At 41.8% G+C, this 15,454-nt stretch carries 19 protein-coding genes; 9 read left to right on the top strand and 10 right to left on the bottom strand.

The window, feature by feature from the left end:
- Window positions 1–80 precede the first annotated feature (80 nt).
- The 5 genes from V7K46_RS22025 to V7K46_RS22005 all read left to right on the top strand — a co-directional run bounded on the left by V7K46_RS22025 (window position 81) and on the right by V7K46_RS22005 (window position 4,549).
- Entirely contained in the window at window positions 81–329 is a 249-nt protein-coding gene (locus V7K46_RS22025) for a PepSY-associated TM helix domain-containing protein (RefSeq protein WP_335116809.1), read from the top strand.
- A 51-nt stretch (window positions 330–380) separates the two neighbouring features.
- The gene (locus V7K46_RS22020) at window positions 381–3,002 is read left to right on the top strand and encodes a TonB-dependent siderophore receptor (protein WP_335116807.1); all 2,622 of its coding nucleotides are present in this window, start codon (window positions 381–383) and stop codon (window positions 3,000–3,002) included.
- Window positions 3,003–3,114: 112 nt separating this feature from the next.
- Window positions 3,115–3,372, top strand: coding sequence for a PepSY domain-containing protein (locus V7K46_RS22015; protein WP_335116805.1), 258 nt, complete (start codon window positions 3,115–3,117; stop codon window positions 3,370–3,372).
- 150 nt (window positions 3,373–3,522) lie between these two features.
- Window positions 3,523–4,086: a leucine zipper domain-containing protein gene (locus V7K46_RS22010; RefSeq protein ID WP_335116803.1), complete on the top strand. Its 564-nt coding sequence runs from the start codon at window positions 3,523–3,525 to the stop codon at window positions 4,084–4,086.
- A 76-nt stretch (window positions 4,087–4,162) separates the two neighbouring features.
- The gene (locus tag V7K46_RS22005; protein WP_335116801.1) at window positions 4,163–4,549 is read left to right on the top strand and encodes a DUF2358 domain-containing protein; all 387 of its coding nucleotides are present in this window, start codon (window positions 4,163–4,165) and stop codon (window positions 4,547–4,549) included.
- 104 nt (window positions 4,550–4,653) lie between these two features.
- Here the strand turns inward: V7K46_RS22005 and V7K46_RS22000 are convergent, their stop codons facing one another.
- Complete coding sequence (locus V7K46_RS22000; protein ID WP_335116799.1) at window positions 4,654–4,839, bottom strand: hypothetical protein; 186 nt, start codon at window positions 4,837–4,839, stop codon at window positions 4,654–4,656.
- Between the two features lie 278 nt (window positions 4,840–5,117).
- Between V7K46_RS22000 and V7K46_RS21995 the strand changes: the two genes are divergently transcribed.
- Complete coding sequence (locus V7K46_RS21995; RefSeq protein WP_335116797.1) at window positions 5,118–5,513, top strand: hypothetical protein; 396 nt, start codon at window positions 5,118–5,120, stop codon at window positions 5,511–5,513.
- Between the two features lie 319 nt (window positions 5,514–5,832).
- Window positions 5,833–6,585: a hypothetical protein gene (locus V7K46_RS21990; protein ID WP_335116795.1), complete on the top strand. Its 753-nt coding sequence runs from the start codon at window positions 5,833–5,835 to the stop codon at window positions 6,583–6,585.
- A 138-nt stretch (window positions 6,586–6,723) separates the two neighbouring features.
- Here V7K46_RS21990 and V7K46_RS21985 read toward each other — a convergent pair whose 3' ends face one another.
- The 7 genes from V7K46_RS21985 to rcbX form a co-directional block, all read right to left on the bottom strand.
- Window positions 6,724–7,995 (bottom strand): ribulose bisphosphate carboxylase small subunit, encoded by a 1,272-nt coding sequence (locus tag V7K46_RS21985; RefSeq protein ID WP_335116793.1) that lies wholly within the window; start codon window positions 7,993–7,995, stop codon window positions 6,724–6,726.
- Window positions 7,996–8,086: 91 nt separating this feature from the next.
- Entirely contained in the window at window positions 8,087–8,467 is a 381-nt protein-coding gene (locus tag V7K46_RS21980; RefSeq protein ID WP_335116791.1) for a type II toxin-antitoxin system VapC family toxin, read from the bottom strand.
- Window positions 8,464–8,691: a type II toxin-antitoxin system Phd/YefM family antitoxin gene (locus V7K46_RS21975; protein WP_335116789.1), complete on the bottom strand. Its 228-nt coding sequence runs from the start codon at window positions 8,689–8,691 to the stop codon at window positions 8,464–8,466. The genes V7K46_RS21980 and V7K46_RS21975 overlap by 4 nt, the downstream gene beginning before the upstream one ends.
- Window positions 8,692–8,746: 55 nt before the next feature.
- The gene (locus V7K46_RS21970) at window positions 8,747–9,094 is read right to left on the bottom strand and encodes a hypothetical protein (RefSeq protein WP_335116787.1); all 348 of its coding nucleotides are present in this window, start codon (window positions 9,092–9,094) and stop codon (window positions 8,747–8,749) included.
- Between the two features lie 142 nt (window positions 9,095–9,236).
- Window positions 9,237–9,785, bottom strand: a complete 549-nt coding sequence (locus V7K46_RS21965; protein WP_335116785.1) for a tetratricopeptide repeat protein — start codon at window positions 9,783–9,785, stop codon at window positions 9,237–9,239.
- Window positions 9,786–9,926: 141 nt separating this feature from the next.
- Window positions 9,927–10,265: a ribulose bisphosphate carboxylase small subunit gene (locus V7K46_RS21960; protein ID WP_335116783.1), complete on the bottom strand. Its 339-nt coding sequence runs from the start codon at window positions 10,263–10,265 to the stop codon at window positions 9,927–9,929.
- 46 nt (window positions 10,266–10,311) lie between these two features.
- Window positions 10,312–10,719: a RuBisCO chaperone RbcX gene (gene rcbX, locus V7K46_RS21955; protein ID WP_335116781.1), complete on the bottom strand. Its 408-nt coding sequence runs from the start codon at window positions 10,717–10,719 to the stop codon at window positions 10,312–10,314.
- Between the two features lie 121 nt (window positions 10,720–10,840).
- Here rcbX and V7K46_RS21950 point away from each other — a divergent pair, with 121 nt between their 5' ends.
- The gene (locus V7K46_RS21950; RefSeq protein ID WP_335116778.1) at window positions 10,841–11,071 is read left to right on the top strand and encodes a hypothetical protein; all 231 of its coding nucleotides are present in this window, start codon (window positions 10,841–10,843) and stop codon (window positions 11,069–11,071) included.
- A 13-nt stretch (window positions 11,072–11,084) separates the two neighbouring features.
- Here the strand turns inward: V7K46_RS21950 and V7K46_RS21945 are convergent, their stop codons facing one another.
- Entirely contained in the window at window positions 11,085–12,515 is a 1,431-nt protein-coding gene (locus V7K46_RS21945) for a form I ribulose bisphosphate carboxylase large subunit (protein ID WP_335116776.1), read from the bottom strand.
- A 774-nt stretch (window positions 12,516–13,289) separates the two neighbouring features.
- Complete coding sequence (locus V7K46_RS21940; protein ID WP_335116774.1) at window positions 13,290–13,595, bottom strand: hypothetical protein; 306 nt, start codon at window positions 13,593–13,595, stop codon at window positions 13,290–13,292.
- Window positions 13,596–14,275: 680 nt separating this feature from the next.
- Between V7K46_RS21940 and V7K46_RS21935 the strand changes: the two genes are divergently transcribed.
- A complete protein-coding gene (locus V7K46_RS21935) occupies window positions 14,276–15,382 on the top strand; it encodes a ligand-binding sensor domain-containing protein (RefSeq protein WP_335116772.1) in 1,107 nt (368 codons plus the stop codon).
- Window positions 15,383–15,454: the final 72 nt, after the last annotated feature.

Genomic DNA, 15,454 nt, shown 5'->3' with positions numbered 1-15,454 from the left:
TGCATCAAGAGGCTGATGTCGCCTGATGCATTCCACTTATTAATACTTATGTACTATAAATGGCGCTCGCATTGTGCCAGTTGCGTAAGTCCTGCAGTGGTCAGGTTTTACGAGTTGATAATTCGTTAAAAGCATCGTTAGGCGACAAGATTCTCAATTCCTTCGAGCCACAGCACTACGGCACTTTCGGCGGCTTACCCACCCGCATTCTCTATGTCTTCGTTGGTCTGGCTCCGTTAATTCTATTTATAACTGGCTTTGTGATGTGGTGGGATCGCAAACGCAAGCAGAAAGATGATTATTCTCATAAACGAAGTTATATAAACTAATTCTCAAAGAATCGGCTTTGTTTTGAAAAATACGATTAGGTGTGTGGAGTTATGAAACTGTTGCGTAGGCGTAGCCCGTCGTGGACATCGCTTTTTATTTCCTGTTTTTTTATTGCTGTGATTATACAACCAACTCAGGCAAAGGAAGTAACTGAAATTTCTCGTGTACAGGAACTAAAGCGTTCTGCAAGAACAGTCAAAGAATGGTTAGCTCAAATAGAACAGCAGAACCCGCCAGCCCAAAATCAGGAGAGTGAAGTTATACAAGTGACTTCAGTCAAGGCAAATCCCACCTCTTTGGGTGTGGAGGTGATTTTACAAACCTCAAAAGGGCAACAATTGCAAGTAGTGAATCGCTCTTCGGGCAATAACTTTATTGCTGATATTCCCAATGCCCAACTGCGTTTACCTAATGGCGAGGCATTCACATACCGCTCAACTTCCCCAATTGCAGAGGTTAGTGAAATAACAGTAACAAACTTTGATGCCAATACTATCCGGGTGAGTGTCACGGGGGAAGCTGGTGTACCACAGGTTGAGTTGTTTGACAGTCCAGATGAGGGTATTATCTTCTCTGTAGCTAGTGCTGCATCCTCCGCACAACAACCTCAAACGCAACCAACTCAGCCACCAAATCAGCCAGAAACTCAGACACAGCCTAGTCAACCATCAGCAGAGGGTGATCAACCGATTGAGCTTGTAGTGACAGGTGAACAAGATGGATACACTGTGCCAGAAGCGAGTACTGCAACCAGAACTGATACACCTTTACGTGATATTCCCCAGTCGATTCAGGTAGTTCCCCAACAAGTAATTAAGGATCAGGGAATCACACGGATTAATGAGGCTGTTCGCAATGTGTCTGGTACATCCTTTACAACGGGCTATGGCAATTCCGAAAATGGTGTCAACATTCGTGGCTTTAATGCCAACTCTTTAAAAGATGGATTTGCCACTACGTCTATCTTTACTAATGCTACCAATATTGAGCAGGTAGAAGTCCTCAAAGGTCCAGCTTCAGTTTTATATGGACAGGTGGAACCAGGTGGAGTCGTCAATTATGTCACGAAAAAACCTTTGAGCAATCCCTTTTATGCTGCTACTTTCACAGCAGGAAGTTACAACTATTACAATGGGGCGATTGATTTGTCTGGCCCGTTGACGACCGATAAAAAGTTGTTGTATCGGTTGAATGTTTCTTACGAGGATTCCGATAGCTTTCGGGATTTAGTTTTCAACAAGGTTTTCTTTATCTCTCCTGCGTTTACCTACAAGATCAGCGATACAACAACCCTGGATTTCGCCTATGAGTATCTAAAATTTAACTCCAGTTTTGATCGCGGTTTTCCTAACGACCTTAGATCGTTTAGTCTGCCGATCAATCTTTCTTTAAATGATTACAATGCCGCTCAAGACATTGAAAGCCATCAAATCGATTTAACGCTCAACCATCAGTTTAATGATCATCTCCGGCTCAGGAGCCGGTTTGAGGCGAAGTTTGAACATTATTACAGTGCTGTGGTCAATGAGTATGCTTTTGCCGAAGATGGTCAAACAGTGTTGCGAGGCTTCTACGGTGGTGATTCTAATTCCACCAACCTGCTTTTACAAACTGACTTAATTGCTAAATTTAAAACTGGTTCCATTGAGCATCAACTGTTAGCAGGATTGGAATGGAAACCAAGTTTTAGTTCTGATCCAGGCTTTGGTGCTGATGAAGGATATCCGTCGATAGACATTTACAATCCCACCTATGGCTTCCCCTTCCCTGCGGTTATTACGTCGGATAGTAACAGTAGAAATGATACTGTCGGAATTGCCTTGCAAGACCAGGTGACATTGCTGCCAAATCTCAAGTTGCTTGTAGGCGGTAGATATGACTTTATCAGCACAGACACTGAGAGTATTGCTGACATCAGTATTCCTAGCGAACCGCAAAAGTCCGGTTCTGACTCTCAAGCCTTTTCCCCGCGCGTAGGCATTGTTTATCAACCAATCGAACCCATCTCGCTGTACGCAAGCTACAGTCGCTCTTTTACAGGCAACTTAGGAACCCTAAGAGCAGACCTGACGCAAATAGAGCCGAGTCGTGGTACACAGTATGAAGTTGGTGTCAAAGCCGAGCTTTTTGATGGACGGCTGATATCGTCACTAGCAGCCTATGACATTGCCAAAACCAATATCCCCACCACAGACCCAGATAATAATCAATACTCAATCGCCTTGGGAGAAGTCAAAAGCCGAGGAATTGAATTCGATATTGCCGGCGAAATCTCACCTGGTTGGAAAGTTATTGCTTCTGCGTATCTCAACGATACCTATACTAGCAAAGACAGCAATTCGGCAATCATAGGGGGGGCTTTGCCAGCTATTCCTAGTCAGGGTGCAAGTCTGTGGACAACCTACGAAATTCAAAAGGGTAGTTTGAAAGGCTTACAGTTTGGAGGAGGCATATTTTACGTGGGCGATCGGGTCAACGATTACTTTGACCCGATTATCACCCTTCCTTCCTACGTCAGAACTGATGCTGTCATTTCCTATAAACGTGATAATTGGCAAGCTGCACTTAATTTCAAGAACATCTTTAATGTCAGATATTACGAAACCAATTGGCCTCTTATCTTCCCCCAAGCACCGTTTACCGTACAAGGAACTGTTTCAGTGACCTTTTGACCCCGCCCTACCCCTCTGACAAGTGTAGGTTTTTTACAAGAATGTTTGAAAAGGGACAAGGGGTATCTTACTGTATTCATCAAGCTTAAGTTTGTGCAAAGGAGCGTTTAACTTGAGTTATAAAAAACTACGTAACATTGTATTTACTCTGCATCGCATCCTGGGTTTTGCGATCGCATTGATTGCAATCATAGTTGGCTTAACTGGCAGCCTGATCGTCTTCTGGCGTGAAATCAATGAATTTCAATTGGATCAACAGTTTGGCGCTATTATTCCCCAGGACGATTGCTTATCGTTGGAAGTTATCCTAGATTTTGTCAAAGCTGCCTATGCCAACCAGCCTCAAAGCGTAAACGTTTCGTTGATTTGAAATGGGTTGTTTATTTCCGCCGCGCTGTACTAGTCTGTGAAAGACGACATTGATCTGTGAACAGCAACATCTAATTTGTAAATCTACAGTACTAGTGAATAAGCTGATCCACCTCTGCGCTAATCTAGAGGTTATATCTAATAAAGGCTTATGACACCTGAAGAAATTGTGGGTACGGTAACAGAATTATTTGGTACATCGGCTGTTCATGCGATCGCTCCTGGATCGTGGCAAATAGACACTTCTGGTTTTCGGCTGTTGGTGCTGCTTTCCGAAGATAATACTTGGCTGCGAGTTTTACTGCCTATTGTGCCTGCGAAGGAAGGGCAACCATTTTTAGAACAGTTCCTAGAAGCCAACTTTGATGACACTCAAGAAGTACGTTACGCTTTGTATGAAGGGAAAATTTGGGGGGTATTTCAACATAATACTGGCACTTTAGTAAGTACAGATTTGTCCGATGCAATCAACCAACTTGTATCTCTTTATCAGGCTGGATTAGATGATGTCTTTAATCGACTAATTGAAAGCCGCATCCGGCAAATTATTCAGGCAGCAAAACAACAAGGACAATCTCTGCAAGCTACTATGCAAACCTTAGAACGCTTTTATGCAGAAGGATTAATGGGCGATATAAATCAAACCTCAGAGACGCGAGAAAAAGTCCTAATTGCTTGGCGGCGTCGATTAGAAAAATTATGGAATGAAGGTTAATTTCAATTTTTAATTAGGGATTCCTATCTGCGCCACGTTTACATATTAAATTAATTTATATATCTATCTATTTATCATGGATATCATTGAAATCCTCAAAGAAGACTATCAAAGATTCCCTGTAAATCAAACTTACAGCATTTACACTCCAGACGTTTATTTTCAAGACCCGCTGAATAAATTTCGTGGTGTTAAACGCTACAAACAGATGATTAATTTCATTGAGACTTTGTTTTTAAATACCAAGATGGACTTACATAACATTCAACGTTTGGGAGACACAATAAAAACTGAGTGGACACTTAGTTGGAACACTCCTCTCCCCTGGAAGCCACGGATTTCTATTCCTGGTTGGAGTGAATTAGGTCTTAACTCTGATGGTTTAATTATCTCCCATGTCGATTATTGGAATTGTTCACGCTTAGACGTGGTGAAGCAGCATTTCTTTGCTGCAAAAATGTAAACAATTAAGGCTTGTCTAATTCCCTGCTTACAACCTTTTTCAGTTAAATAGACCATGCGGTAGTGGCACAGCAATGCTGTGCCACTACAACATATGTGGTCTAATTAAAAGCGATTATGATCAACATTACAACATTCATCATCAACATTGCGAGATTCATCATCAACATTGCGATATTCATCATCAACATTGCGATATTCATCATCAACATCACGATATTCATCATCAACATTGCGAGATTCATCATCAACATCACGATATTCATTACTAACGTTAAAGCAATCGTCCAAAAAACTAAGTGCAATATCTGAATTAAGAGAAATTACTCAGATTTATATATTAGTTTTTTAATAAATAAAATTATTCACGAATTTTACTGAACCAGAAAACAGCTTTATTAAGTCAAACTAGTTCTACATCGATTCAGTAATCAAAAACCTAACCCCCTAGCTTCCTTCCCTACAAAGGAAGAGGGAGCCAAACTCCCCTCTTTGATTCAGGGTTGGAGGAGAGGTTTTTCCAGGATTACTGAATTAGTCTTCTAAAAATCTCTCTTACGAATATATCTATGTCCCGTCCAAAACGTACATCCCGTGTTCTGGAAAAAGCTGAATTACGATCCGCTGGACTGAAAGCAATTGATTCAAATCTCGATTTTGGTGATAATTGCGATTTGCAAAATCTGACTCAATTAATTGAGCATTTACGCATTATGCTTAATGCTTATAACATTGATGTAGCTATGATTGACTCTTCCAAAACTAAGATTGATGAGATGGAAAAAACCTTGAGCAATCTTACAGATAAGTTAGTGAGGGGCGTTGCTTTTAAGTATGGCAAAAACAGCAGCGAATATGAACTGGCAGGTGGTATTCGTGATAGCGAACGTGTCCGTAAAAGCAGGTTAACCCGCCTAAAGGCTCGTGCAAAAAAAGTCTCAGATGAGAATGCTAAAACCGTTTAATACAGCACGGTCTAAGGCAGAAAGCAGAAGTTACATGAAGAATAAGCAAATGCTACTTATGTATGAAAACCATTTGTTGTTGACTGCTGCGATCGCAATTTATTCTATTCACTGATGCTTTTTAAGAAGCAAGGTTTATATACAGTTAATATCATGCAATTATGCATATTAGTTTATGCATTTTGTAGCATAGTCTCATTTTTTGTAATGTCGACAATGCTGCAATCTGCGAGTTTTAACAATTTATCTTGTCTAAGTTCTCATTAGAGTTTACAGTGATACGGTGTTTTCCTTTACAATTTCTCGGCAGATTTTTACCATGATTTATTCTCACAAATTGCAGAAGTATTTGACAGGTTTCTCTTTATCTATAGTATTAGTAGCTGATTTAGTAATCACACAAAAAGCTCCTCCAGCTTTTGCCCAGACGGTAAATTCATCTATCGGTAATGCTGTAACATTCAGTTGCAATGATAGTGAAGCGACAATCAAAGCTAAAAATGGCCCCAAAGTAGTTAATGGAAATACAGCCATTTACATTGGTTATCAGCAAGTCTCATCTAATAACAAAAACCCTGTGACAATCCGTTTTAATAGTGGTCTTAAATCATGGTGTAGAACTGATTACGAAACAACAAATGACGACGGTACAGGTTACGGATTGTATTGGGATGGGGGCAATGTTTTATATGGCATTTACTCCTCCACTGGTAGTCAGACTGGTAATGATTTTCGCCGCTTTGCAACTGGGCGTTGGTTGTCTAGCTATGGTAGCGGAGGCGGGCCAAAAGTCGCAGTTATAGCCCGGATTAATCCAGACAATGGCCAGGTTAACTATGCCACATTTTTAACTGCCAAAAAGGCGGATAATGGACAAACTAACTCTTTAGTTGTCAAAAGCCTATCATGGAATGGCACAAATTTGACTGTGCAGGCAAAGTCATGGTGGACTCCCCGTCGCGCTAATACAAATTCTATGACTTGCTCTGGTTCATCACCTTATGAATACACAGCAGTATTTACTGGCGATTTAACAAAGGTTAACTCAGCTTCAGCTCTTACATGTAGTTAAAAGGGAAGGATTCAACTCTCAAATTGAGGAAGCATATTTTTTCCAGTTGTTTGAGAATTGACCCCATCTAGAATATGAGCAGGTGAGATGCCCAAACCTACCCAAAGGGAGGTGTGGGTACATCATTTGTATCTACCCCTAATTTTTTCCATTCGGACGCTGAATAATCGTTTCCATCACCCGCCGCTTGGCCTTTGGATCAATACCTACCAAGCGGATATACTCACCGTTATATTCTGCCAGAGTTGCTTCCAAATTTGAGATTGCATCAGACTCTGCATCAATCTGGCTATGAACACAAGTTTGCCATGAACCTGTGCGAAAACGGCGCTCATCTACATGTTCAATGATAATTTTGTAACCTTGAGACAATAATTGCCTAATTTGTGCTTGTGTATCCAAGCTCAAATGTGGACTCGATACTTCCTGTTGCTGAAATCCATTAGTTTTTACTTCTGGAGTTACACCATTGCGTGGTGGCTGATTAATTGGTATAGCAGCAGGTGGTGCAGATTGAGAATTTCTACCTCGATTGAGTCGATTGTAATCATCAACCAAATGGGAATTTTCCACCCGTTTTTGTTCCCCAACCAGGAAGTTACCAGACTCCATTAAGTGAGACAACCTGAAATCTGGTTTTTTAAATTCTGGTGGCCCTTTAACGCTATTAACCACACTCAAGGATACCTGCTCAAAACCTACTTGATGGATATAGTTGCGGATTTGTTCGTCATAAATGCGCGATCGCAAAGCGCTAAAAAAGTCAATAGATTGATTGACAAAAGTATCAACTAGCTGCTCAACTTCTTTCTGTGACAGTCCATCCGATTCAAAAATCCCCTTGACAATTCCCACCTTGTCGTCTCTGTCTGGTTCCCAGTAGAATTTCTCCATCCGTCCATCCCGAATTAACGGTGCATAGAGGGTGGAAAAATCATTACCTGTAACAATAATCGGCACACGATGTAAAGGCGTGGAATCATAGCTTCCAGGCAGTTGCACATCTGTGGGATTATCAGCAATATTCATCAGTGTGGCATTTACCAACTGCGTATTTACAGTATATTGAGTGCCTTCATCAAAGCGTCCAGCCCCTGCATCTAAATCGTTAATCATCAGTACACACATTTTGCCGCGTACTTTGATCAGTTCTGCTGTTTCCCGATAGCGCAGCCGAATCAACCGGGCTGGATCTCCTGCATCTGGACTTTCCAATTCGCCGCCAGATATGTTAGTCACTTCGATACCCATTTTCTCGAAGACTAATTGACATTGAAATGTTTTGCCTTCTCCTTTGCGTCCATGAATACCCAAAATCACGGGAACTCGCACACCAGGAAGCTTTAGAAAGTTTTTGGTGATGTGGACAGCCAATTTGTCCAGAAAGCGAGGAGCGATGTAGTAACCCATAAAATTATTTTTGCCTAGCACTGCTTAAAGTAATGTTAAGTTTTTTTGGTGATAACTGTTTATTTATCTTTTGGTAGAAAAGCAACGCTACCTACCACACACGTCTTATTGGATATAAATCAAAAATTTTATCAGCACTCAGTATAAGTATATTTTCTGCGAGTGCTGGTGCAATTAAAATTCGGTCAAATGGATCACGATGATGTAAAGGTCGTGTAGTAACAACAGTAATATGGTCTATGGCTATTGGCAGTAATTCAATACCATTACTAATTATTTGCTGTTCGATAAACTCATCAAAAGCCAAACCAAAGTTGAGTTTACCAATGCTGTGCTTGATTGCCATTTCCCAAACACTAGCAATACTCAGTAGATTTTCATTATTTTCAATTTGCGATCGCAAAGTAACGCTGATTCTTGGATCACCCATTACAAACCAAATAAAAGTATGAGTGTCCAGTAGTTGCCTCATTCCATATATTCCTTAAAATCTTCTAGTGGTTCATCAAAGTCATCAGATATTGTTACAAGTCCTTTGGCACTACCATACTTAGGACGGTGTTTAAGTGGCGACACAGGAGTTAACTTCACCAAAGGTTGATTATCTTTGATGATGATAATTTCCTCACCTTTGAGTGCTGCTTCAATTAAGTCAGGCAAATTTTGAGATGCTTCAGTTAGAGTAATTTGTTGCATAGTTATTACTTTGGGGATAAAAAAATAAATGCTAGTCTATAGTTATGACTCTAATCTAGTATATTTCATAAGGATTTGTAATATCATTCATATAGCCACAATCGAGCCAACCATCATACCTATCGCTCTCAAATTGAGCAGAGTAGTTATTATCGCTAATCTTATTAAATTCTTTATCAATATTATCTATGCAATTTTCTTCTTGTGTTGTTTCAATATTTATATCAGTATCAAAATCACTCTTAATATTTTTAAGACAAGATTTTTCATATTCTTGAAATTTTTGACTCAAAATGGAACATTCTTGATCATTTCCATAGAATTTAATCCTGATAAATTTCTGATTTTTTATACTTATTATTTGCCAACGAGAGTTTATATATCTTGGAGTAATTGTTTCCAAATATCTTTATCTTGAACCAAAACATCAAATGAATAATTAATGTAATTTTGAGAAAAGTTTATTTCAGTTCTATTATCTCTATTTTCATCTGTACATTCAGACTGATTAAGTAATTTTATTTTTTCAACAGCATCTTGATAATCTATCTCTTGGCTTTTCTGCTTATAGATATCTGCTGCTTTTTAAAATCCTCAATTGCCTTATCTTTGTCTGTTAATTGATGGTGGATATTTCCTCTATTGTAGTAAGCATCAGCTTTATCGGGATTAATCTGTAATGCTCGATTATAATCGTATATTGCCCCTTGCTTATCTCCTAATTCATAGCGGATATTTCCCCTATTATAGTAAGCATCAGCTTTATCGGGATTAATCTGTAATGCTCGATTATAATCATATATTGCCTTCTGTTTATTTCCTATAATAGAGTAGACAACTGCCCTATTAAAATAAGCATGATAATTATTGGGATTAATCTTTAATACTTTGTTATAATCCTTTATAGCTTCTTCTATGGCTCCTAATGCAGAAGAAATTATACCCCTTGCGATGAGAGATTTGGGATTATTAGGATTAATTTGCAAAGCTCCATTTAAGTCTTCCAAAGCCCCTTGAAAATTCTCTAAATAATAGTTAGCAATACCTCGATTATAGTACGCTTCAGCCAGAGCAATGTACTGCACAAGTACCACCTTTTGCTTTCCAATCTACGATTCTATTCTGCATCACCAACTAAAAAAAACCTCCGAGTTTACCATCCTCTAAAAAAAAGAGAGGCAGAAAACTCTACCTCTCCTATTTATAATCAACAAATTATTTAAAGCTCGTTAGCTTTAGTATCTGTTAGCTTTATTGGGTTTGTGAACAATAAAGCTGAGAATTTGGCACTGCTTGATGTTGTCAAAACCCACAACACGGATATAGCTGGTGTTGAATTGAGAACGGCATCCTTGAACTTCGCTCAATACTTCTTGAGTGGATCTAGCACCGAACAGAGGCAGCTTCCACAGTGTCCAATATAATTCTGTTGGCTCAGAAGTTTCGTTAAACTCGATCGCTGGAATGTAACCTTGATTCAAAATGTACTGGATCTGCTTGGCAATTTGAGCGTCAGACAGGGGGGGCAGATAAGAAAGGGTTTCGTAACGACGCTCTTTTGGTAAAGTTTGCATAGCTTTTGATAATGGGTTGCGATTTTTTACTACTAGGTTGACCGAACTAATTGGATAAGTTATCCAAATTCGGATCTGAAGTTGCTTGCTGTTCTGGTTGCAGACTGGGGTTAGATGTGTCTATTCGTGTGATGCGTTCTAAATGCTGGCGACGCTGTTCCATGTTGGCTTGCTGAATGCCAGTGCGAACCATTTCCGGTAAAAATTCGATGATTTCTTCGGCAATGTGTTCCCTGACAGTCATGATTCGCAAAGCCAAATCTGGTTTTTCTTGCAACAGTTGCTCAATGTATGATTCACCATTCTGAATTTTGCCAGACGAAAAGTTATGCAACCAAAGTTCTAATGGAGGATTCGTTTCGCCTAGCTGTGCCAGTACTATCCTTAGAGCCTGATAAGTCAGGTAGCTTTGGAGAGTCTTGGCTGTGTCCTTCGCAATTTGCTTAAGATTCATGCTTCACCCCAGCCCTGAAGAGTTATGAGTTATGAGTTATGAGTTATGAATTAATGCAAATCCTAACTCTTGTACAGACGCGATTAATGAGCCAGCGCGTTGCGGTGAAGGGGTCGCAGTCTTGGCGGTTCCCGTCGATTGCGAACCCTCGAACCCGAAGGGGGGTTCCCACGCCACTTGCTCCACTTGGGGAAACCCCAGACGCTCGATGACTCGCTACCGCTTCGCTATCGCCCTTGGCGTCTCCCCTTGGGAGAAGACCGCAGTGGCTCCCCGTTGTAGCGACTGGCGTCGCGTCTCTACTGTACAGACGCGATTAATCGCGTCTCTACTTCTAACTCTTAACTCTTAACTGTTAACTCAGATCAGACGGTATCCATTGCTTCAAACTCGAACTTGATTTCTTTCCACAGTTCGCAAGCAACAGCTAGTTCAGGAGACCACTTGGCAGCTTCGCGGATGATATCGTTACCTTCACGAGCCAAGTTGCGGCCTTCGTTACGAGCTTGAATAACGGCTTCCAAGGCGACGCGGTTAGCGGTTGCACCAGGAGCGTTACCCCAAGGGTGTCCCAGAGTACCACCACCGAATTGTAGTACGGAGTCATCACCAAAGATTTCTACCAGCGCGGGCATGTGCCATACGTGGATACCACCAGAAGCAACTGCCATTACACCAGGTAGAGAAGCCCAGTCTTGGGTAAAGTAAATACCACGAGACTTGTCTTGCTCAATGTAGTTTTCACGCAACAGGTCAACGAAGCCCATTGTGATGCCGCGCTCACCTTCCAACTTACCAACTACGGTGCCAGTGTGGATGTGATCACCACCGGATAACCGTAGAGCTTTAGCCAATACACGGAAGTGGATACCGTGGTTTTTTTGACGGTCGATTACAGCGTGCATGGCACGGTGAATGTGTAGCAGGATACCATTGTCACGGCACCAACGAGCCAATGTAGTGTTGGCGGTGAAGCCTGCGGTGAGGTAGTCATGCATGATGATGGGCTGTTTGAGTTCCTTAGCGAACTCAGCCCGTTGCAACATTTGTTCACAGGTGGGGGCGGTGACGTTTAGGTAGTGACCTTTAATTTCACCGGTTTCTGCTTGGGCTTTGTTGATAGCTTCAGAAACGAACAAAAAGCGATCGCGCCATCTTTGGAATGGTGCGGAGTTGATGTTTTCGTCGTCTTTGGTGAAGTCCAAACCACCGCGCAAGCACTCGTATACAGCGCGTCCGTAGTTCTTAGCGGAAAGACCCAATTTCGGCTTAATTGTACAACCCAGCAAAGGACGACCGTATTTGTTTAACTTGTCGCGCTCAACTTGGATACCGTGAGGAGGCCCTTGGAAGGTCTTGATGTAAGCTACTGGAAAACGGATGTCTTCTAGACGCAGTGCCCGCAGGGCTTTGAAACCAAATACGTTACCTACAATTGAGGTCAATACGTTGGTTACAGAGCCTTCTTCAAACAAGTCCAAAGGATAGGCAACGTAACAGATGTACTGGTTGTCTTCACCGGGAACTGGTTCGATATCATAGCAACGACCTTTGTAGCGATCGAGGTCGGTGAGCAAGTCTGTCCACACAGTTGTCCAAGTACCTGTGGAAGACTCAGCCGCTACAGCCGCACCTGCTTCTTCGGGAGGAACACCAGGCTGGGGTGTCATGCGAAACGCAGCTAGAAGATCGGTATCTTTTGGTGTGTAATCGGGTGTGTAATAAGTTAGTCTGTAATCTTGAACACCGGCCTTATACCCAGATTTGCTCTGAGTCTTCGTTTGAGCGTAAGACATATTTTATCCTTCCCTGAAATCACTCTTTTTAATTATCAAATCACGTTTTGTGCAACTTCCCTTCACCGCACTCTTTCCCCCCTTCAGTGGCACAGGGAAATTTTTTGTTAGGGGTTGTCTTTGGAAAAAGGTAGTAGTTTTTTGCGGCAGACACTTTGGTAGCGGTAGTAACCCCCCTCACCAGTGTTTTCCCCTTCTGGGGATACACGTCCTAGCGCTTCTACTTTTCCCCCTTCCTACGAATCAAAATTCTTTTTTATCTCTTTTTCGCACCCAACTAAATCTTCTCAACTTCACCAAAACTTCCGCGCTTTGCTGGCAGCATTTAGATAATTCCCCTATGGATTGGGGTATTTAGGGGATTGGGCTGGCTGGCACACATTCCCGTCTCTACACTCCTTATATCTTACCCGTTGATGGAAAAGATACCATAAAAGAGTTTACTTCACAGAGATTTAGCATGGTGAGCGAAAGATAAAAAATTCCACACCACGTAATTTGTAACTTGTTTCACAATATATCAAGAAATTGATAAGTTATTCTTTGAAAGTTTTTAACTTAACTATATGAATTTGTTATTACATAAAGATTTAAACATTTTGTTACAAATGATTTACAAAGTGTCATGAATAACTGTATAGAGCCTTTGGGGACTGGGGACTGGGGAGTTATAGCAGGAGGCAGGAGGCAGGAGGTAAAACTATTACTATTCCTAGCTTTCACGCTGGTCATTATGTCCTAACCTATGTGACTACGGCTATATAAAAATAAGACTTACGCACTGTAAAAATTGGCTATTATGTGCATAACGATTGGTTGAGAGGATAAGTCTTTTGGTTGAGAGGACAAGTCTTTCGGTTTAGAGGACAAGTCTTTCGGTTCAGAGGATAAGTCTTTTGGTTCAGAGGATAAGTCTTTCGGTTCAGAGGATAAGTCTTTCGGTTCAGAGGATAAGTCTTTCGGTTCAGAGGACAAGTCTTTTGGTTCAGAGGACAAGTCTTTTAATTCAGAGGACAAGTCTTTTGGTTCAGAGGACAAGTCTTTTAATTCAGAGGACAAGTCTTTCGGTTCAGAGGACAAGTCCGTAGTGATGTCTATGAGGGGCTACGCCTACGCATTCGTAAAGCTATCATCACCCGGTTAAAATCGACAATACTTTGAGACAACCAAATATCCTTATTCGCATAATAGACAATTTGTACAGTGCGTAAGTCCTAAAGAATAGCCCTTTCAAGGTGGGTAAAAATGTTAGTCAAAAAACCTCTTTTTAACTTCTTACCTCTGTGTTCTCTGCGGCTCTGTGGTTAGATAAATTACTTTTAAACCACAGAGGCACAGAGGAGGGCAGTTGCGTGGGCGGGTTTCCCGACTTGAGCAAACTGCCCGTAGCGCAGAGAGAAAAAACGAGATTTTTCGAGTCACCTTGAAAGGGCTAGTCCTAAAGAATTACTTTCGCCAATGCTCAATACAACTCTTGGAAAGGCTGCGCCCTAAGCGTAGCTATGCCGCAGGCTTTACAACGCCGCCCTTACCTCGGCTTCGCCCAACTCTTGGAAAGGCTGCGCCCTAAGCGTAGCTATGCCGCAGGCTTTACGACGTCGCTACTTCGACTACGCTCAGTACAAGTCAGGGCAAGCTCAGGACAAGCTCAGTACAAGTGCCCAATGCCCATTGAATTTGAGAAAAATTCCAGATGACGTTTAATTAATCCCAGCTAGGGGAACACTGGAATTAACCTAAAGCCAGTTTAGGTAACGGCTATGGGTACTGTCTCCAAAGGAAATGTCACCGTGGTATTGTTTTACAAGCGTGCTAATTTATTGATTACTTCTATCTTGCTGGGGTTGATCGCTGTGCCAAGTATAGGATGGGCACAAAAAACCCCTGACACTAATTCATCTGATATAACCCCAGTTTACCCACCTTCTGCACCGCCACCGCGAGTAAAACCCTTACCCGATCAGCGGGGAGTGCAAGAACATTCGCCAGAAACTGATTATCGTGTCGGCAACTTACTAGAAGATTTTACGGGCAATCTTTGGGTAGGTTCTTGGCGAGGACTATCGCGGATTGATCCTAAAACCGGCAAGATTGTTTCTCGTGTAAGCTTATTGAATGCTACCATTGGTGCTTTAGCCCAAGACAAAGTAGGACGTTTGTGGGTGGGAAGTTATGAGGGACTAATGCGAGTTGACCCCCGTACTAGCGAAATTACCGCACAGAACTTATTTTTGCCTTCTAAACGGGTGTTGTCGCTGTTACTTGACAAGCGGGGTTATTTGTGGACTGGAACTGATAGCGGTTTAGCCCTAATTAGTCCCGACCAAGGCTTGATTATGACAACATTAAAAAATCTGCCTGGTGTCAGCGGCAACACCATGATTTTAGATGCTGAAGGTCAACTGTGGGTTGGCACTCTTGATGGATTAGTGCGGGTAAATACTGCTAGTGCAGCGATTATGAAGCGGATAGCCGATTTACCTGGGACGACTGTACAAGCTTTAGCTATTAGTCCAGAAGGATTAATTTGGGCGGGAATGCCGAACAATTTGCTAGTTATTAACCCAAAAACTGGTGCAGTGTTGCGGTCTGTGACTCGCCTACGTGGGCGTAACGTGACAGCAGTACGTTTTGCTAAAGATGGTAGTGTCTGGGTCGGGACTAACAATGGTTTGTTACGATTAAATCCAAATACAGGAGCTGTCTTAGACTCAGAAGTTGCTGGACTCCCTTCTAGTCGGGTTCTTACCCTTGCACCTGACATCGGCAATAAATTATGGATAGGTACTAGTGAAGGTCTAGCTTGGTTAATGCCCAAAACAAATAGTGCAAAACCCCATATTGCTTTCAGTCGCGCCGTTAAATGAGGGAATGGCGAGTGGGGAGTGGGGAGTGGTGAAATTCCCTACTCCCTACTCCCTACTCCCTACTCCCTACTC

Origin of the sequence: Nostoc sp., from assembly GCF_036917395.1 — a bacterium.
Taxonomy (GTDB): Bacteria; Cyanobacteriota; Cyanobacteriia; order Cyanobacteriales; family Nostocaceae; genus Nostoc.
This window is presented reverse-complemented; position numbering and strand designations above follow the sequence as displayed.